The sequence below is a fragment of the Alteromonas sp. G4i13 genome, assembly GCF_054960505.1.
The window spans coordinates 27,724-46,849 of sequence record NZ_JBHNYX010000036.1 but is presented as its reverse complement, the minus strand read 5'-3'; the positions used below and the strand labels follow the sequence as shown (position 1 = coordinate 46,849).

The 19,126-nt window shown below is 42.9% G+C and carries 14 protein-coding genes; 8 read left to right on the top strand and 6 right to left on the bottom strand.

Annotated elements, in window-relative coordinates:
- Nucleotides 1-158: 158 nt before the first annotated feature.
- From ACFI6J_RS16205 to ACFI6J_RS16185, 5 genes are all read left to right on the top strand, one after another.
- Nucleotides 159-884 carry a transposase gene (locus ACFI6J_RS16205; RefSeq protein WP_278344490.1) on the top strand — a complete coding sequence of 242 codons (726 nt, stop codon included), beginning with the start codon at nt 159-161 and terminating at the stop codon, nt 882-884.
- 140 nt (nt 885-1,024) lie between these two features.
- The gene (locus ACFI6J_RS16200; RefSeq protein WP_462555993.1) at nt 1,025-3,016 is read left to right on the top strand and encodes a RecQ family ATP-dependent DNA helicase; all 1,992 of its coding nucleotides are present in this window, start codon (nt 1,025-1,027) and stop codon (nt 3,014-3,016) included.
- 70 nt (nt 3,017-3,086) lie between these two features.
- Nucleotides 3,087-3,932 (top strand): SAM-dependent methyltransferase, encoded by an 846-nt coding sequence (locus ACFI6J_RS16195; RefSeq protein WP_049587937.1) that lies wholly within the window; start codon nt 3,087-3,089, stop codon nt 3,930-3,932.
- A gap of 14 nt (nt 3,933-3,946) precedes the next feature.
- Complete coding sequence (locus ACFI6J_RS16190; protein ID WP_014977183.1) at nt 3,947-4,153, top strand: hypothetical protein; 207 nt, start codon at nt 3,947-3,949, stop codon at nt 4,151-4,153.
- A 77-nt stretch (nt 4,154-4,230) separates the two neighbouring features.
- Nucleotides 4,231-7,392, top strand: a complete 3,162-nt coding sequence (locus ACFI6J_RS16185; RefSeq protein WP_462556000.1) for a hybrid sensor histidine kinase/response regulator — start codon at nt 4,231-4,233, stop codon at nt 7,390-7,392.
- 56 nt (nt 7,393-7,448) lie between these two features.
- Here the strand turns inward: ACFI6J_RS16185 and ACFI6J_RS16180 are convergent, their stop codons facing one another.
- The 5 genes from ACFI6J_RS16180 to ACFI6J_RS16160 all read right to left on the bottom strand — a co-directional run bounded on the left by ACFI6J_RS16180 (nt 7,449) and on the right by ACFI6J_RS16160 (nt 13,597).
- Nucleotides 7,449-8,153 carry a GGDEF domain-containing protein gene (locus tag ACFI6J_RS16180; protein WP_462556003.1) on the bottom strand — a complete coding sequence of 235 codons (705 nt, stop codon included), beginning with the start codon at nt 8,151-8,153 and terminating at the stop codon, nt 7,449-7,451.
- Nucleotides 8,150-8,686 (bottom strand): hypothetical protein, encoded by a 537-nt coding sequence (locus tag ACFI6J_RS16175; protein ID WP_462556006.1) that lies wholly within the window; start codon nt 8,684-8,686, stop codon nt 8,150-8,152. The genes ACFI6J_RS16180 and ACFI6J_RS16175 overlap by 4 nt, the downstream gene beginning before the upstream one ends.
- Nucleotides 8,687-8,845: 159 nt before the next feature.
- Nucleotides 8,846-9,295 carry a DUF3010 family protein gene (locus ACFI6J_RS16170; protein WP_462586270.1) on the bottom strand — a complete coding sequence of 150 codons (450 nt, stop codon included), beginning with the start codon at nt 9,293-9,295 and terminating at the stop codon, nt 8,846-8,848.
- Nucleotides 9,296-9,387: 92 nt separating this feature from the next.
- A complete protein-coding gene (locus ACFI6J_RS16165; protein ID WP_462556010.1) occupies nt 9,388-12,042 on the bottom strand; it encodes an ATP-binding protein in 2,655 nt (884 codons plus the stop codon).
- A 364-nt stretch (nt 12,043-12,406) separates the two neighbouring features.
- A complete protein-coding gene (locus ACFI6J_RS16160; RefSeq protein WP_462556013.1) occupies nt 12,407-13,597 on the bottom strand; it encodes a PQQ-dependent sugar dehydrogenase in 1,191 nt (396 codons plus the stop codon).
- Nucleotides 13,598-14,244: 647 nt separating this feature from the next.
- Between ACFI6J_RS16160 and ACFI6J_RS16155 the strand changes: the two genes are divergently transcribed.
- The 3 genes from ACFI6J_RS16155 (at nt 14,245) to ACFI6J_RS16145 (ending at nt 18,009) form a co-directional block, all read left to right on the top strand.
- Nucleotides 14,245-14,985 (top strand): hypothetical protein, encoded by a 741-nt coding sequence (locus ACFI6J_RS16155; RefSeq protein WP_462586269.1) that lies wholly within the window; start codon nt 14,245-14,247, stop codon nt 14,983-14,985.
- Between the two features lie 244 nt (nt 14,986-15,229).
- Nucleotides 15,230-16,408, top strand: a complete 1,179-nt coding sequence (locus ACFI6J_RS16150; protein ID WP_462556019.1) for an alpha/beta hydrolase-fold protein — start codon at nt 15,230-15,232, stop codon at nt 16,406-16,408.
- A 92-nt stretch (nt 16,409-16,500) separates the two neighbouring features.
- The gene (locus ACFI6J_RS16145; protein WP_462556022.1) at nt 16,501-18,009 is read left to right on the top strand and encodes a serine hydrolase domain-containing protein; all 1,509 of its coding nucleotides are present in this window, start codon (nt 16,501-16,503) and stop codon (nt 18,007-18,009) included.
- Nucleotides 18,010-18,033: 24 nt separating this feature from the next.
- Here the strand turns inward: ACFI6J_RS16145 and ACFI6J_RS16140 are convergent, their stop codons facing one another.
- Nucleotides 18,034-18,999, bottom strand: a complete 966-nt coding sequence (locus ACFI6J_RS16140; RefSeq protein WP_462556025.1) for an IS481 family transposase — start codon at nt 18,997-18,999, stop codon at nt 18,034-18,036.
- Between the last annotated feature and the right edge of the window lie 127 nt (nt 19,000-19,126).

Here is a 19,126-nt window from a genome sequence, read left to right as displayed (position 1 = left end):
GGTCAGAGTACATTTTCTAATTTAAGAGAGCCAAACAAGCCATTCATTTCATTCTTTCAGCTTGCCCGTTAGACCAGTTTTGATAGGTACAGGGTTGTAGCCTTTTCTTAATTCACTCATTTTAGTAGAGAGAATATAGAAAGGAATTTGGTGAAATTATGGCAAGGAAACCTCGTTTGGCTCCCGCAGGCTATCCTCAACATGTCATCCAAAGAGGTAACAATCGCTCAATATGCTTTAAGTGTGAAAACGACTACATCGCCTATATTAGCTGGCTTAAAAAGTTCTCTGCAAAATTTGATGTAGGCATACATGCTTGGGTATTGATGACCAATCATGTTCATTTACTTTGCACTCCTAAGCTTGATAACCTTGGCGTAAGCAAAATGATGCAAGCGCTTGGCCGCATGTATGTGAGGTACTTTAACCACAAATATGAGCGCTCTGGGACGTTGTGGGAAGGAAGGTTTCATTCCAGTCTGGTTTCTAACGACGAATATCTTCTCACGGTTTATAGATATATCGAGCTAAACCCTGTAAGAGCGAACATGGTCGAAAAGCCGGTTGAATATAAATGGTCAAGCTACAGAATAAATGCGTTAGGCACACCTTCGTCACTGCACAGTCCTCATCCTGTATACCTAAATTTAGGAGCTTCAGAAAGCCAGCGTCTTGCCGCTTACCGCGCTCTGTTCGATGATGAACTTTCTGAAACTGTCATAAATAAAATTAAAAGCGGTACTCGAAGAGGACTAGTACTGGGAAGCGATACATTTAAAAAGCAAATTGAAAGCCTGACTGGGCACCGCTTAAAACACGAAGCGTTGGGTAGGCCACCGCAAATCAGTGAGCAGTTAACCGCTGATTGCTCGGAAATAGCTTAATGTACTCTGACCCCTTTATTTTTAGAAACGTCGCGTTGGCTCAACTAGCTCAAACCTGCGAACACTTAACCACAAATTGTTTGGAAATAAGTTAATGTACTCTGACCCCATTTTTTATATCGCGACTTGGAAGCTTATTAATGTACTCTGACCCCAATATTTTGCAGCAGCTGTTTGGTTTTTCGGCGTTTCGCGAGGGACAGAAGGAGGCAGTGGAATCACTGCTTGGTGGAAATTCAACGCTAGCGATTTTTCCCACTGGCTCGGGCAAATCATTGTGCTATCAGTTTGTTGCTACGCAATTGCCACACTTGACCTTGGTTGTGTCACCACTGTTAGCACTGATGAAAGATCAGCTGGAGTTTCTTCATAGCAAAGGCATTGCAGCAGCCAGTATAGACTCCACGCTAACGCCCGAGCAAAACAAGCAAGTGATGAACGACGTGCGGTCAGGCCAGTGTAAAATTCTGATGGTGTCGGTGGAGCGTTTTAAGAACGAACGTTTTCGGCAGTTCATTGAGTCTATTCCGGTAAGTATGCTAGTTGTCGATGAAGCACACTGTATCTCTGAGTGGGGCCACAACTTTCGCCCTGACTACCTAAAACTCCCCGCGTATCAGAAAGAGCTTAATATTCCTTTAGTACTTCTGCTCACAGCTACTGCCACTAAAAAAGTAAAAGAAGATATGGCAGCGCGCTTTGATATTGCGCCAGCTAATATTATTCAAACAGGGTTTTATCGACCTAACTTGAACTTGCATGTTCGCCCTGTACATGAACCATATAAAAACCAAGCCTTACTTGAAGAAATTCAAAAACAGCAAGGCGCGGGTATCGTTTATGTCACGCTGCAAAATAGTGCAGAAGAAGTAGCCCGGTTCCTACAGCAACAAGGGTTTGCTGCAAAGGCTTACCACGCTGGTCTCGACAGTGATGTAAGACAAGGTATCCAGCAAGATTTTATGCACAATAAGCTTCAAGTTGTTGTGGCTACCATTGCATTTGGCATGGGCATTGATAAGTCGGATATTCGCTTTGTTGTTCATTACGACTTACCAAAGTCTATTGAAAACTACAGTCAAGAAATTGGCCGTGGTGGGCGAGACGGTGAAGCCGCAAACTGCACGGTTTTAGCAAACCTTGACGGGCTAGTCACCATAGAGAACTTCGTTTATGGCGATACACCAGACAAAAGCGCCATTCAACGCGTAATAGATGATATCAGCGCACAGGTCCCCGCTCACATAAATTCAGCGGCGCAAAATGATTCACCTACTAACGGCAAAAACAATGTTTACCAGTGGGAAACGCAAATAAATAGCTTATCGAGTGCCAGCAACATACGACAGCTTCCGCTTAAAACCCTGCTGGTACAGCTTGAACTCGCCAACGTTCTTCGCCCTTTGTATGCCTATTTTGCTGAATATAAATTTCGCTTTATTTCAGAGAAAACCACCATACTCGGCCTTTTCTCAGAAGAACGGGCTCGCTTTCTAGACGCCGTATTCACTCATTCAAATATGAAAAAGGTGTGGGGCATTGTAGATTTCGACAGTATTTATCAGCATTACGGCGCAGAGCGTGCAAGAGTGGTTGCCGCACTAGAGTATTTACATGAACACAATCATATTGAGCTTGCATCACGCTTAATAACTGACGTATACCGCGTGGACTACGAAAAACTACAAAGTGCCGACTTAGCTAATAATCTGGCTCACTATTTCGCTGAAAACGAGCGCAAAGAATTAGAACGTATCGCCGCGCTGGTAGGCTTCTTCGAACTCAATACTTGCTTAAGCTATAACTTATCGGCGTATTTTGACGATTCCCAAGCGCCCAATGAATGCGGGCACTGCAGTGTATGTCAGGGAAATGTGGCTAAGCTCAGCTATTCAAACCCAATTCCCACACCGAACCCAGACCAAATATCAGAGGCCATAGCAGCACTAAAAGCCCATTTGAGCGGAAAATTTGATGGCCCAATCACATCATCTATTTGCTGTCGTTTTCTAACTGGCATGACCATGCCTTTGTTCACTCGATTTAAAGTGAGACAAGTAAAGGGCTTTGGTTCTTGTGAAAACTGCCGATACGCTGATGTGAAAGCAATGGTAGATGCTATAAATCAGTGAACGTAGCAAATACCCTAAATCTAATTTATAGTGTTGAGTGAATCACAATTAGCAAGTGGTAAAGGAAAATATGACGCTAATTCAGGGACAAGAACATACTCCTAAGGGATCGCTAGTTGTAGTTGGCACTGGAATCAGTGTTGCGGGTCAAATGACGATAGCGACCAAAAGCCACATCGAAAATGCTGACATTGTGTACATGGGGATCATGAACAAAATTGGTGAACACGTGGTCACCAATATTAACCCGAACAGTGTGTCTTTAGACGACCTTTATCAGGAAGGAAAGTCTCGCGCTGTCACCTATGACCAAATGGCCGACCGCATCGTGCAGTCAGTTGTTGAAGGTAAAAAAGTGTGCGTGGCTTTTTATGGTCACCCAGGCGTATTTGTTACGCCTTCTCATGAGGCTATTCGCAGAGTACGGGAACTTGGCCTAGATGCGCAAATGCTCCCTGGCGTGTCTGCAGAAGACTGCTTAATTGCGGATTTGGGAATAGATCCCTCTCGCTTTGGCTGTCAGTCTTATGAAGCAACTCAATTTTTGTTTCGCGATTACCGAATTGATCCTCACATGACGCAAATCATCTGGCAAATAGGTTTAGCCGGAGAAGCAACGCTAAGCGTGTTAGATGCTAATCACAGTGAATCTGGGCTTGCCATGCTGGCTGACATTCTAGCCGAGCACTACCCAGAAGATCACGAGCTGATTATTTACGAGGCAGCCACCCTGCCCCTTTGCGAGCCAAAAATACAAAAAGTGTTGCTTCGCGAATTACAGTTCGCCAAGCCAACATTAATTTCGACCCTAGTTGTACCCTCACTTGGCATGCCAGCATACCGTCAGGATCGTTTGGCAAAGCTAGGTTTAACTGAGCAGCAAGTTATTGACTTTAGATCTCCAAAAGTAAACTAAAAGGAAAAAACGACATGGCAAAGAAAACAATTGTAGATTTCTTGGTTGAGCTAGACAGCAACAGCAAACTAATGGATGCGTATAAAAAGGACCCTGTGGGCACTGCAGAAAAGTACGGTTTATCTGGTGAAGATCTTCAGCTAATTAAAGATCAAGACTGGGACGAAGTAGCCAAACGCTTTGATGATACAAGCAAAGCTACCCGCGTAATTAGCTACTAGTCGTTATCTTTTTAAGCTAGCTGAAGTAGAAAGTGAAGCGCCGTTTGAAATGCATCTTCGCTATCGTTTGTTTTACGATGGCGCTTCCTACTTTTGCGTTTTTAAAAGAACCACTTAACACCACATCATCAGTCACTACGCTAGACGAACTGAAGCAGCGAATTCAAAACAACGATGAGTCTGTAGAAACCACATTCACCGAGCTAGGCTATTTCTTCGACGCCCACCCGAACGCTTTTCAGCAAGCCCGTTTATTCAATCTAAGAGCTTATAAGCACATTCTTGAGCAAGACCTTGTTGCGGGGTACGAAACTCTGTTGGAAGCCCGCAAGCTTGCGAAAAAAGGCGGCAACACCATGGCGCTGGCAGAGTCTTTTCGCTTAGAAGGGCTAATTTTGGACTTGTCAGGAGAGCATGCTCGTGCACTCGAAGCGCTCAACAAATCCCTTGCTGCTTTCATTGAAGTAAATAGCGATAACGCCTTGCTTGTATATAGCGCTATGGGCAATGTGTACATGTCGCTGCAAAACTACGAAATGATGTTGCAGCTAGGTCAAAACTTCCTCGCCGCAGCCCAGCGTTTAAATGATAAAGAAAACAAAGCCATTGCTTACTTTTTCCAAGGTTACGCGCAAACGGAACTGGGGGACTATCAAGACGCTAAAATAAGCCTTCTGCTGGCAGAAGAATTGTTCAAAGAGGTGCACTACCCCTTTATTGGTATTGTTCATACCAAAATGGCTGAGCTACATATCGCCCAAGGCAATTTAACTGAAGCGCTGACTATGTTGAACCGCGCTGCGGAATCAGACCGCAAAGTTGGTTTTAAATACAACGAAGGGTCTAGACTACTGCGCTTGGTCGACATCTACATTAAACGCAATCAAATAGACTTGGCTATTAGCGAACTTGAAGGTGGATTAAAAAAAGACGCTATAAAAAACGACAAGTCAGTGGTTCTAAGCATGTTGGAAAAGCTCATTTCACTCCTTGAATCAACCAACAATTTTGAAGCCGCGTTAGAATATTCAAAGCTATACACTAAAACATATGAAGAAAGTTTTAATGAACAGCAATCAAGATTGTTAGCCCTTAACCGCGTGCGACTTTCTATTTCCGAAAAAGAAGAAACCATCAAGCTTCTAGAGAAAGACAACCAACTAAAAGAGCAGCGTAACCTTATACAGAAAAAGCAAAACACGTTTCAGCTGTATTTCATCGGTTTCGTGATCCTTTCATTGGGCTTAGTCGTTGGCCTATGGCTTAGAACTCGCCAACAGCGTAAGGCGCTCGATGCACTTACTCAAGACCTTCAGAAAGCAACAAAAGCAAAATCTGACTTTCTTGCACGCATGAGTCACGAAATTCGCACGCCGCTTAACGCCATTATTGGCCTGACCAAGCTTTCGCAGCGGGCTGCAGAAGATAAAGATCAACAAACGAACCTTATTCAGATCGAAGGCGCGTCGCAAACGCTACTAAGTATAATTAACGACATACTCGACTTCTCGAAAATAGAAGCGGGCAAGCTTGATATTGAATCGACGCAATTCAATTTAGACGCGCTAGTAAACCAAACCATTAGACTGCATTTAGGGCGCGCTGAGGAAAAGCACATAGAGCTTATTCAGCATATATCACGTGACGTACCGTTAAACCTTATCGGCGACCCGTTACGCATACAGCAAATTCTAAGCAATTTAGTTAGCAACGCTCTTAAGTTTACCGAGGATGGACTGATTTCGGTAAGCGTTAGATGCACGCATAATATAGAAGACATTCAGCTTGAATTTGAAGTTAAAGACACAGGGATTGGGCTAAACAGCACACAAAAGGCATTGCTATTTCAGCCATTTAATCAAGGTGATGAGTCTATATCTCGTCGATACGGCGGCACCGGCCTAGGCTTAGCAATATGTAAGCAGTTAGTCACATTAATGGGCGGAGAGATCTGGGTTGAGAGCCAGCTTGGAAAAGGCGCAAGCTTTCATTTTACCGTAACCGTTAAACAGGATGCTTCCCAACAAATTGTATCGCCGTCTAAGCAACTTTCGTTACTTAAGGTGCTTATTGCTGATGACATTGGCGTGTCGCGCGACGCTATTATCGAGTCGCTATCAGTAGCTAACATTAAAGCAGATGTTGCGACCGGCGGTAAAGAAGCCGTAGCCAAAATGCGTGCTGCTGTGGGAAACAGTGCGCCTTACGACGTACTTATTTTAGATTGGAATATGCCTGACATTGATGGATTGGAAGTCGCAGCCATCATGAAACAGGAGTTTTCAATTAAGCCACCGAAGGTGATAATGCTGTATGCATTCGAGTCGCCTCATATGCGAGAGCAGGCTAACCAACTAGGTATTCGAACCTTCATTAAAAAGCCTTTTAGCACCAGTGAGCTTGTAGATAAGCTACAAGAGCTTTGCTTAAATGTGAACACTAGAACCCTACCAGCAGATGCTGCGCCTGTGCCTAATCTGCGCGGAACGAAGATCCTTTTCGCAGAAGACAATACACTGAATCAAAAAGTAACCCTTGGTCTGTTAAACGACACCCACGCAAATATTGAAGTGGTTAGCAACGGCTTTGAAGCCATAAAAGCCTTACGTGAAGATAACAGCTATGACGTGGTATTGATGGATATCCAAATGCCCGTTATGGACGGGTTAACAGCAGCTAAAAAAATCAGAGATGAGCTGAAGTTAACGTTGCCGATTATTGCCATGACGGCTCACGCCATGCAGCAAGACATCGACAAGAGCCTGGCAGCGGGCATGGACGGCCACATCAACAAACCGGTTGACCCAAATCGCTTCTTTGACGTGCTTGTTGAAGTGCTAAATAAAGGAAAGTCGACGGCGACCACTGAAGTAACCGGCGAGGCGAGAATAGAGGCATCATCATTGACATCCATAGACAAGCCTAAAGCATTACAGGCGGTAATGGGTGATGATGAACTTTATAATGACCTACTAAACGATTTTCTGGAGCTAGAAGATGAGCTTAACGCGCTTAAACAAGCCATAGATAATCGTGATTTCCCTTCTATTGCGCGAAATGCGCATATTTTCACAACTGCTCTTCGGTACATCGGCGCTTATACGCTTGCGGAATTGGCAAGTTCAATAGAATTAACCATAAAACGTAACGAGCACAAAACAGCAGATAAATTGAGTAATCAATTAGAAGTGCTATACAACGCTTTATTAGAATTAAGAGAAAAAGTTAAGAAAAGGTAATTTAAAGGAAGGACGCAAAGAACGTTCATTTATTCTCGCACTATGAACGTTAGTCATCATTGTGGGCTTACACAATGAGATAATGAAACCGCGAACTGATTTTTTCCTTGTTTTTTAGCTTCATAAAGAGAATTATCCGCCTTTTGATAAGCAGATTCATACTGTGCGTAAAAATCGTTAATTGGTGCAACTCCAACGCTTACTGTAACTTGGATATTCACACCATTATCTAAATAAAAAGATTCGCTAGAAACGCTTTTTACCAACCTATCAGCTAACTTTTCTATTTTATCTTCAGAGCACACAAAAATTACGAACTCTTCTCCTCCTAATCTAGCGAGAACATCTCCGCTTCTAACCACACTTGATAAACGTGTGGAAACTTCCTGAAGGACTTTATCGCCATAAGAGTGTCCATAAGTATCGTTAATCTTCTTAAAGTCGTCGATATCTACAATGAGAAGAAAGCCACTGGCATCGTCTTTTATACTCATTGCAGCTTCAAAACCTCTGCGATTAAGTAATGCAGTAAGCGGATCATGATTCGCAGACGTTTCAGCCGCTTTTAAAGCTGATACTCGCTTTTTACTTAAAATTCCGGCTATCGTTAAAAGTGAAAAGAAAAACAATAGGTTTAATGCCAATATAATAGAAAGCATGATGGTATTAGCCGCGACTTCTTGATACTCAATGACAGCATCTGACACTGCTTCTACTGCAGAGGAAGAAAACAAGACAGCCAAGAAAGATAGCTTTTTCACTGATGCCCTTTTCGCTTAAGTAAATAAATAATTTCAATGAAAAAACAAGGAATACTAAAATAGACGACAGAGATTAACCCCACAGCTAAAACAGGCCCTGTAAGTAATATAGGTAATGATGAGAGCAACACGAGCTTTGCTGCTAGAAGATGCATCCACCCCATAACAAGCAACATTAATCCACAATAGCGAAATGGCAATTGCGTCATGTTACGGTGAAAAATCAGCAACCCAATAAGGAAAATGCTTAAAGAAATGGCAGCGTATACGTTTGCTGTAGTGTGTAAATTTGCTAATAGGTTACTAAACGTTAAATCACTGAAATTCCAAAATTCAGGCAATCGAGCTAGAGCAAAAAACTCTAGATTGGCGAAGAGGTTTATAAAATCTAAAACCGGGATGGATAGCTTGTCTTCATCGATATCCAGAAGAAATATAAGCCTAGCAACAAAGAAAATTGAGAAAACAGATAAGAGCAGAGTAGTGTAGTTTAGCTGCGGTGACAGCTTTGGAGAAAAAACGACTTTTGACATTCCGTGTTCTTTTGATAACTGCGTCTAATTAAAGTCTGCCATATTCCATCTAAAAATCAATCTCGGAAATTGACAATGAAGATAACTAGCGCCCGCACACTAAATGCAGGCACAATTAAATAAACTGAAAATAAACATTGAGCTAACCGCTCCCGATTATTACTCGTCCGACTCTTGCGAGGCATACTCATTTTTCATAAGCCACGCGTACGCCGTTGTAAAAGCGGTTTCTTGAAACTGTTTTAAACCCGTGTCAGAAAATGGCACTGCAAGCAGATTTCTACGTAGTGATTCTTTAATATCCGTTGGGCTAAATACTACAACTTGAAGCCCTTCAATCAATTCAATGGCAGCCTCTAACTTGAAGCCAATTGCACTACCTGCAAATTTACCTTTGCTTTGGCGCTGACGAATTATCACTGCATCAATTTTGTAGTCTTCTACAAGTTTAGCGAAGGTGCTTTGGAAGCTCTTTAGCCCCTTCGCACTGGTATCGGCAAGCGTTAAACGGCGCGTACGGCAATCAGGCAAATGAAACAAGCCGTCAGCCAGCGACACCAAACTAACAATTGCTTCATTACCTTTTAAATCTACACCACAGACTTTCATATTTATTCCTAATTACGTTTGTCCGGCATTATAACGCGTTTCACAGCATTTGAGTCATTCAGTCGGTAAGCTTCAACCTCTTAAAAGAGGTTTTAACTTAGTACCGACTGAATTGTGTCTTTTGACAAGGGCTTCACGAAATGCTGATCGAACCCTGCCGCTTGGGAGTCCTCTACATATTTCTCTGAGCCCCACCCGCTTTGAGAATAAAACTTAACATTCTCTGATTCAGGTAAGGCTTTCAGCATTTTAACCAGCTCATAACCGTCAATATCTGGCATACCGATATCAAGAAATACGAAGTTAGGTTTAAACGCCTTGAATTCAGCGACAGCCTCTTTAGGAGAAGTAATACCTAAGGCAGTCACTCCCATAGACTCTGCTAATAAACAGTATGCATCGATAAGATCGGCATTGTCGTCAACGAACATAACTTTGGTTTGGCTTTGAATAGTTGGCTCAACTTCCTGATTGTCAGACTGCTCATAAGCCATTTTAGAAATGGGAAGTCTAACTTCAAAGGTACTTCCTCGGCCTAATCCTTCACTCATCACCGACACATCACCGTGATGCAGCATTACAAGTTTACTCACCAACGTAAGCCCTATTCCCAAACCGCCTTTAGTGTGTGTCGAGTGCGCCTCAATTTGGGTGAACATATTAAATACGTCTTTAAGCCTGTCTTCAGGTATCCCCATGCCGTTATCTTTAACAGCAACGACAACCATGACACCTTCCTCTCTGATATCTACAGTTATCCTTCCCTGCTCACTCGTATATTTAGCAGCGTTGTGAATAATGTTTGAGAATATCTGACTTAAACGCGCTTTATCGCCATAAACCGTCACATCTTTTTCAAGATAATTTACGGTTATATTATGCTTTTTCGCTTTTACCTGCTGATCAACAATTTCAAGGGAATCTGACAGCACGTCTTGAATACTCAGTTTTTCAAACTCAAGCTTGACCTTACCTCGCGTAATACGCGATACATCCATCAAATCGTTGATAAGTTTTGACATGTATTCCGCTTGGCGATTAATAATAGCCGTCACTCTTTTACGCGTTTTATCATCGTCAACCGTTTCTAAAATACTTGCGCCAGACATAATAGGTCCCAGCGGATTTCGCAATTCGTGAGCTAACGTGGCAAGAAATTCATTTCTGTAATTATCTTGTTTTTCAAGCTCTTGAATACTGATATGCATGCGTTCTTGCACATCAAGTGCATAAACAAGAAACATCCTGTTCAGTCGATTGGCAGTATCAACATCCGCCTTATCAAAACTCGTTGAGCGCCCTTTAATAGTGCGGGTATGGATAGTGAACGAAGCTCTGGGTTTAAGTCGCTGAGCTTTTGGTGCATCTTCAGACTTCTCATCTTCAGCGCCAATCCACTTTTGGACGCGATGGGTTTCCTTCCTGAACCATGCGGTAAAGTATTGCTTCTTTTCAAACAGAGGAATAATCATTATGCCAGCAATACCGTACTGTCGTGCTTCTGGGTAATCGTCATAAAGCGCGTCGTTGGTATATGGGAATCCACCCTGGTTGCTTGCTTTGGAAAAGATTTCCTTGATGAGTTCTATCGGTAAAGTAGAACCGAGGGTAATGGTCTCGTACTGAGAATAATAAACAAACCCTGAACTATTAAGCGCTTCCAAAAATGCTTTTTCACCACTTTTAACTACGCGACTGATAGGATTTGCTGGACCTATTCTGTCTAGCATGGCATCAACTGCTTCGTCAGTTGCATACTTCTTATGCTTTGCAATTTCCTCTTCTTTCGCCAATAAATGCCAGCTAAACAGCTGACTCAGGTTTTCGCACTGAAGCCTAACATCTTGTGGAATATAACTAGGCTCGCGATGGTGGCAAGAAATTAGCCCGTAAAGCTCGCCGTCCGTTACTAAAGAGATCGAAAATGAAGCCCGCAAACCTTGGTTTCTAATGTATTGAAGATGAATAGGTGAAAAAGTTCGCAGCAGCGAGCGAGTGAGATCCAGCGGCTCTCTGCCTGACGCTTCAGTCGATGGAATTAGCCTTGCAGGAGGTAACTCAGTATCAGGGGTTAGTCTTACCCAGTTAGTTTTATAAAGCGCTCTAGCCTGTGCAGGAATATCTGACGCAGGAAAATACAGGTCTTGATATGAGTCCATATCATCGGCTTTAGCTTCTGCGATAACTTTCCCTGAGTAGTCATCATTGAATTTGTAAAGTACTACCCTGTCCATATTTGTGAGATACCGAATGGTCGAGACCATTTCTTGAGCCATCTCTCTTAGTGACGTCATTTCTTTAAAGCGCGGAGCAATAGACATAGCATAGAGTTTGATAAATTGCTCTGCGCTATAGGTATCTCTGAATTCGGTAGCGGGCTCTAGCTCAACAACATAGTTGTGACCAGAATCATAAACCACCGCCAAATAATCTATCGCCGCTCCTTCCTCTAACATCGAGGCTTTTAAGTGAAGCTTAATGGGCAGCCTAATCTTGGTTTTTGTAACCCTATCAAACGTTTCTTCAAGAAATGCTCGTTCATTCGTATCTGATGAGAGTATTTCTAAAAAGTGTTTACCAATGAGCGGCTCAGTGAACACTGACTCGCAGTTGTCACTGACAATTGAAATCTTCAAGTCCTTGTAATTAAACGCAATAAGAAAACCATAACTTTGTATACTTTCGGGAATATGTATTGGCTCGTCTTCGCAACGTTCAAAGTTAATGTTTTTTGGGGGCTGTGACATGAGGATCCTGAGGTTTGAATAGATTAACTTATACTTTCATCTAAAGAGCAACGTATCACATCGCTCAACGGGTGGATACTAAACTCCTCCATTGATTGCTCATGGCGTAAAGGTACTCGCAGATACACCTAAAACCATTTGCGAAACCGTCTTGTTCTTGCTACATATTTATCCTTTAGGGTGTAAAAAATGTTGCCCAACTTAGAAAAAGCGTCATTTAAAAGAAAAAGGCTTTAAAGAGTCACTCAAGAACAATACCTGATGAAGCTATCGCAGCTTGAGAGCACACATTATCGTCACTTATCGATGTGCATTTATGTGCCCTCAAAGCCTATGTTTAAGGCTCATTCTGCTTACATAGCGTCTAGTTTAGTGAATTGAGTTTTATCAGCCTTCCGCCTTCTTTATCTTCAAGCACATAGATATTGCCCTTACTGTCTTGCTCAACCTCGCGTACTCGCTTACCCCATTCGTAGCGCTCTGCTTCTTCCACCTTCCAGTTGCCTTCATCGTCTTTATTAAATGCAACTCGAACCAGCGCTTTTGAAGACAAACCGCCTATAAAACCATTTCCCTTCCAGTCGCTAAACTTATCGCCTTTGTAAATGATGAAACCGGCAGGACTAATGGCAGGCACCCATGCCAATTCAGGCGACTTAAAGATGGGGTAGTCTTCGTGGTTAGGTATTTTCACGCCTGAGTAATGGTCGCCCTGCGACACCGCTGGGTAACCATAGTTGCGACCTCGTTCAATAATATTAAGTTCGTCGCCATGGCGCGGCCCCATTTCATGAGCCCATAAATTACCTTTCTCATCAAAATCAATGCCTAGCGGATTGCGGTGACCTAACGTCCAGATTTGTTCTGTTACGTTGCCTTGACCATAAAACGGATTATCTTCAGGCACGCTACCGTCGTCGTTTAAGCGCAGCACCTTACCTAAGTTCATCGCCATATTTTGTGCTGGCGTGAATTTCTGGCGCTCACCCGAGGTAATGAACAGATGGCCATCAGGTGAAAACGCCATGCGGTGAGAGTAATGCCCATTCCCCGTCACCTTCGGCGACTGACGCCAAATTAGCTCTCTATCAGTCAACTTCGCACCACTATCAGATAAGGTAAGCGTGGCCCGCTCTATCACCGCACCGCTGAACGCATCGTCTTTTTCATCTCGTTCAATGTACGAAATGTAAATGGTGTTATTCGACACAAAGTCAGGGTGAATAATGACATCACCTAAACCGCCTTGCCCGCGCGCAGTAACACTTGGAACATTACTAACAGCAAAACGCTTCTGTTGGTTTTCATCAAGCAGCCATAGAGTGCCAGCTTTTTCCGTTACCAAGCTGTGCCCGTCTGGCAAAAATGTCATGGCCCAGGGGTTATCGAAGGACGCCTGAACATTACCCTTTACAGTAGTGCCCATACTGCCCTTCATTTCAATTTGTTCAGATGTGTTCGACTGAGCAAAGGTAAAAAAAGAGGTGGCAAAGAGCGTAACCAATAGTGCGCCTTTCCGACTCTTGCTGGTTTTGTGCGTGCTTGTTGTTTGCATTAAGTTCTAGCCTTTTCGAGGGTTTGCGTACTGCTGGTTGCACGTTAAGACGTTAATTGCACGTAAACGGGCGGCGCAAAGGGTTTCAGTTAGCATTGGTTACGTAGATTTAATTAAACAGGTTTATATTATCGACTTGGTTTCGCTATTCGTGTTTTTGAGTTGTGCTCGCTTTTCCTAAACTTTCTTTAATGCAGCGACACTTTACTAAAATACCGCCTATGTTATTTTCCAAGTAGTTTTAGCAACGAAGATGAGGAGGTGATCATATGTCTAGAGTTAAGGTATTTGAACAGGCAGCTATGAGTGAGGATCGTTCTAGCTAACCCCTTTTACGCAATTGCTCTATAAGGCTGCCTAGTCAGCCCAGCTCGGAAAGCCGCATCACGTTGCTGATTGCGGCTTTTTTACTCCCTTTACAGAATTTAATTACACAGGGCTAAATTTCTCGTTAGTCGCGCGTCAAAACCTTTCTAATATTCATAAAAACACATTAAAAAGATGGTAAATTGATCAAATCGTAGAAGCCGCGCTTAAAAACTACGTAAATTAAACGCTGTTACCTTTCCTAATAGAGTCACAAAATAATAGTACGTTTAACACGAGACAAAGTGACGAGCGTTGAGGTTTTGCCAAGGAGTAAAAAGTTGTTCAGGGTTGGACTATTCATTTTAATAACATTAGTGAAACTTGCTCATGCAAGTTCGAGTGACAGCATTGAGCAGAATAATGTTTTGGCGTTTCACGCAGACAATGCATTTCTTACTGAAAGGGTAAATCTGCAAGGCAATCCCTATTCTACTTCTGTCGATACGGTACAAATGCTAGTTGATGAAATAGGGTATACAGATCCCGTGCTTCATGTTCCACTTGTGCGTTCTTTTGCGTATATGCAGCATGGCGAAAACATTTGCGTACTTAATAAAATAAAAGCACCTGAACGCGAAAAAAATCACCTTTACTCACTACCGCTTAGCTTTTTCCAGACACAGCGTTTTTACCAACTGGCTTCACTGCCACCAATAGAAAAGGAATTTTTAGATGAAAAAGGCCGAATACTGAGCATATCTCACGTATTAGAAACCTTTCCAGACTCTTTTATTGTGTTACCAGAAGAATACTCATTCGGTGAAAGGATAGACGACGATCTAAAGCAAGTTAATCGAGAGCAAATCCTTCGTATAGCAAATGATATTTATTACTCTCGCTTTATGGAAATGTTTTCAAAAGGAAAGTCTGATTTTGCACTCATTTTTCCAGCAACTTTATACAGAAGTTTTGGAGAGAACATGCCTATTAAAGTACGCAGTTACTCTATTGCAGATAACCCTGACTATGTATCAGGCCACGTTATCTGCCCAATACTCCTCAGGGTGCAGAGCACATAAAGCGTATAAACGCTGCAATTAAACGCATCTATTTAACACCTGAGTTTATTAATGCTCATACGCGCTATTTGCCCGCTCAGGACAAACAAAACTTGCGAACTATCATCGAGCAATCTATTGAAAAGTTAATGCTTGCCAATTAATGACTTGGTGATTTTTTGACAAGTTTGAGTGACTATGACAGCTTAGGTAAATTCAATTATAAAAAGAAACTCGCACCTGATAGCGAGAAAGGGAATTCCAAATGTATCAAAAGCTTGCCTGCGTTTTTATCGGCGCCGTATTTACCCTAAGCCTTAGCTTTCACGTAAACGCCAAAGTACGTGGCGAGGCCGTAGATACAACAATAAAGTCAGAAGTTTTGAATGAGTCGCGAGAACTGCTTATTCACTTACCTAATAACTATTCCCGCTACAAAGACACCACCTACCCAGTTTTATATTTGCTAGATGGACAGCGTAATTTTGCCCATACCGTAGGCACGCTTGATCTGCTAAATCAGTCTGGAATGGCGCAGGAAATGATTGTTATCGGTATTACCAACACCGAGCGCACGCGAGACTTCACACCTACCTATGATGAAAGCTACAACCAGTGGGGAATATCTGGTGGTGCCGACAACTTTTTAGACTTTCTAGAAAAAGAACTAAAGCCTTACGTAGGGGCAAACTATCGCACCAATAACTACGCGATCGTTTCTGGGCATTCATTAAGCGCCCTTTTTACCTTATACGCACTGCAAGAGCGGCCTGAACTTTTTCAAGCTTACTTCGCATTCAGCCCAAGTTTGTGGTGGCACGAAGAAGTGATATTTCCAGAGGCAAAAGCGTTCTTTGCGTCAGATAGCGACCTTAACAAATATCTATACATAAATATGGGTAACGAAGGTGGAAACATGCTAAACGCATACGAACGTTACGTTGAACTACTAAATAGCAGCGAACGAAAAGGGCTTACCTTTGACACGGAGCTAGACACATCTGAAAGCCACAATACGACTGCGCTTGCAGGTATGAGCTTGGCGCTTCAAAAGCAGCTAAATTCGTTACGCCCAACAGGTGCAATAATACAAGAAGGTATTCCTGCGGTAGAGCAATACTATAAAGACCTTTCTGCAAAATACGCTTTTGAAGCAAAGCCAGAATATAAAGCCGTAAACCACGCGGGTTATGCGGCGCTAAACAACCAAGAGTTTGACTCTGCCATTACAATTTTTAAGAAAAATATAGCTCGCTTCCCTAACAAATCTGATGCCTACGACAGCCTGGCAGACGGTTATGAAGCTAACGGCGATTTAGCCATGGCACTTGAAATGCGAGAGAAAGCGCTAGCAATGAGCTATGAAGAAAATGTTGAAAATGGTGCTTATAAAACGCGGCTAGCTAACTTGCGAAAGAAGATTGCGGAAGGTACAGGCGACTAGCTATCAAGTGCCTGAACTAGAAAATCGTCAGCATTGACCGAATAATAGTAGGAACGTACTCTGGTACGCTCACTCGTAATGGAATACACATAATGACATCAATCAAGCTCTTCTCCTCTTTAACACTTTCGTTTTGTTTAGCTACGTTATTGGGCTGTGAGCCTGAAACCTTGCCCGCCTCCCCTTCTGCTGCCGCAGAATCAAAAGAAGCCAACCTTTTAAAAACTGGGCTAACTGAACGCATTCGAATTGAAGGGCAAGAGGTTGATTACCAATCTTTAGAGCAAAGACAAGCGAATTATGATGTGCCCGGTGTGTCTGTCGCGTTTATGAGAAATGGGCAAATAGCTTGGACCATGCAAAGCGGCGTAAAAGATTTAACCACTGAATTGGCTATTGATGAAAACACGGTGTTCCAAGCGGGCAGTATTTCAAAACCCGCATTTGCGGCAGTATTGATGAAGTACCGCCAAGATAACCCGCTAGATTTAGATGCAGATGTTAGTACCTTACTCACCAGCTGGCAGTTGCCTGAACACGAATGGACTGGGCAAGACGTTGTTTCATTGCGCAGATTATTGAGTCACACGGCAGGTACCACAGTACATGGCTTTCCTGGTTACGCAGCTGGCGAACCCGTACCGACCTTGAAGCAGGTGCTAGAAGGTGCATTTCCCGCCAATACCGATGCCGTTGTTGTTAATATTCAACCTGGCACGCAAATGCGTTATTCGGGTGGCGGCACTACGCTTGCTCAGCTTACCTTGCAAGACGTAGCTAACGAGCCCCTGCCAACTATGTCACAGCGGCTTTTGTTTAAACCTTTAGGCATGACGCGTTCTGGTTTCGAACAACCCATATCGACCAACTTATCAAATAATATGGCTACGCCGTATGACGGCGACGGTGCGCCAATTAAGGGGGGCGCCCATACCTACGCCACATTAGCAGCAGCAGGCATGTGGAGTACGCCATCAGACATGTTGAAATTGGCAAGCGGCGTTCGTAACGCGTATTTAGGGCAGAAAACAGACTGGATATCGCAAGCCACCGCGCAAGAAATGTTAACCAACAATACGCCAAGTACTGAGCCGCCTAATGTAGGAATAGGCTTTTTTATCAATATGGATGATAACGGTGAAATTTTAGGCTTTGGTCACGGTGGCGCAGATGCTGGGTTTATGTCGCAGCTATACCTTGAACTAGATACCGGCAACGGCTACGCCATTATGACGAACGGCAACAACGGTAGGCAGTTAATAACTGAACTAGAGATACGCTTGAAAGAAGCGTTAAACGTAGGCTACTCGGAAGCTGAGGTTAGGAAGTTAGTACCCATAAGCCAAAAGGAATTAAGTAAATACATTGGAACCTACGTGGTAACTAACCCTGTGAGTGTTGATGTGGCGCTAGAAAAAACAGCCCATGGATTTGTGCTTAATGCCTTACCTTATGTTGAAAATGAAGAGTATTTTCATGAGGGCGGCGGTCGATTTTTTGCTAAGAATGGGAGTAGTGTTCGTTTTGAGAATGACGATGAAAGCGGGTTGGTTAAGATGCTTGTGATGGATGGTGGTATTTGGGGTATGAAGAGAGAATGACCTATAGTGTGTGATTCATAGACATCATTTCACTTTTCGCAGTTGAAGATCACGCTGATAATTCGATAGCTGAATGCGCTCATTTTCAGTTTCGTAGTTAGCGTGAACGTCCTCCCAAAGCGGTGTTTTTTCAAGGCGTTCACATACTACATCCATTGGAGCTTTACCTTTGAATGAGCCGTAAGCGCGTTGCCAATTGTAGTAATGCTGCCACTCAGGTAACGTTTCATTTTTGAGTTCTTCCAAATCCAAATTAACGGTCGAATAAAACTCTTCTTTGTCAGTTCTTTGTGACCTTTCAACTTCGCCGTTTAAGTGAGGTGAGCCTGGCTTATTGGGGCGAAATTTAATGCCATGCTCCATCAATTTGAGCTGTACTTTCTCGGCAAAAAACTCCGTTCCGCGATCAGTTTGGACTCGCTGTATCGGGAATGGCATTTCTTCTATTACCTTATCGATGAAGGTTAGAATATTCGCTGCTGTTCTGCGTTTAAAAACGTCTAACACGCGATATCTAGAGCAATCGTCAACAACAGTATATTGATAAATCCCGGGAGCGATTTTGCATGTATCCATCTGAACTCGGTCACCTGGAATCGGCCTTTGGCATCGAATGAAGTCTTTTTTCTTCCGCTGAAAAACTATTGGTTTTACTTCATGTTTGGTCAGCACTTTGTGAATTGAAGCAAGCGATAGCTGAAAATTAAGCTCGCGAAGAAGCGCATTTTGAATTCTTCTGGCACCAAGTTTTCTATCTTTTCTGAGTTTGAGAATCCACTCTTCAATTCGATTATTAATTTTAGTGTTCGGGGAGCTGTGCGGGCGTCTAGAAACGTCCTGTAGACCGACCAGTCCTTTTTCTTTGTATCGCTTGTACCACTCTCGAAGAGTGGGCCTAGATATTCCACACCGACGACAAACTAGGCCCGCATCATTGGTCTCTTCGTAAAACTTAATCCACTGTAAACGCTGTTTAATTTCTTTGTTCATAGACTCATAGTATATTGAAACGATCTCTATGAATCACACACCTATAGAAACCGAATTGTTACATTGCCCTGAACATTTTTTGTGCCAATCACTTCAGTTAATGTTTTCAAAGCCTGACGGCTGCTGG

Excerpts from the sequence above, each read along its gene's own strand:
- ACFI6J_RS16205 (WP_278344490.1), top strand. The coding sequence starts at position 159 with ATGGCAAGGAAACCTCGTTTGGCTCCCGCAGGCTATCCTCAACATGTC.
- ACFI6J_RS16200 (WP_462555993.1), top strand. The coding sequence starts at position 1,025 with ATGTACTCTGACCCCAATATTTTGCAGCAGCTGTTTGGTTTTTCGGCG.
- ACFI6J_RS16195 (WP_049587937.1), top strand. The coding sequence starts at position 3,087 with ATGACGCTAATTCAGGGACAAGAACATACTCCTAAGGGATCGCTAGTT.
- ACFI6J_RS16190 (WP_014977183.1), top strand. The coding sequence starts at position 3,947 with ATGGCAAAGAAAACAATTGTAGATTTCTTGGTTGAGCTAGACAGCAAC.
- ACFI6J_RS16185 (WP_462556000.1), top strand. The coding sequence starts at position 4,231 with ATGGCGCTTCCTACTTTTGCGTTTTTAAAAGAACCACTTAACACCACA.
- ACFI6J_RS16175 (WP_462556006.1), bottom strand. The coding sequence starts at position 8,686 with ATGTCAAAAGTCGTTTTTTCTCCAAAGCTGTCACCGCAGCTAAACTAC.
- ACFI6J_RS16170 (WP_462586270.1), bottom strand. The coding sequence starts at position 9,295 with ATGAAAGTCTGTGGTGTAGATTTAAAAGGTAATGAAGCAATTGTTAGT.
- ACFI6J_RS16165 (WP_462556010.1), bottom strand. The coding sequence starts at position 12,042 with ATGTCACAGCCCCCAAAAAACATTAACTTTGAACGTTGCGAAGACGAG.
- ACFI6J_RS16160 (WP_462556013.1), bottom strand. The coding sequence starts at position 13,597 with ATGCAAACAACAAGCACGCACAAAACCAGCAAGAGTCGGAAAGGCGCA.
- ACFI6J_RS16150 (WP_462556019.1), top strand. The coding sequence starts at position 15,230 with ATGTATCAAAAGCTTGCCTGCGTTTTTATCGGCGCCGTATTTACCCTA.
- ACFI6J_RS16145 (WP_462556022.1), top strand. The coding sequence starts at position 16,501 with ATGACATCAATCAAGCTCTTCTCCTCTTTAACACTTTCGTTTTGTTTA.
- ACFI6J_RS16140 (WP_462556025.1), bottom strand. The coding sequence starts at position 18,999 with ATGAACAAAGAAATTAAACAGCGTTTACAGTGGATTAAGTTTTACGAA.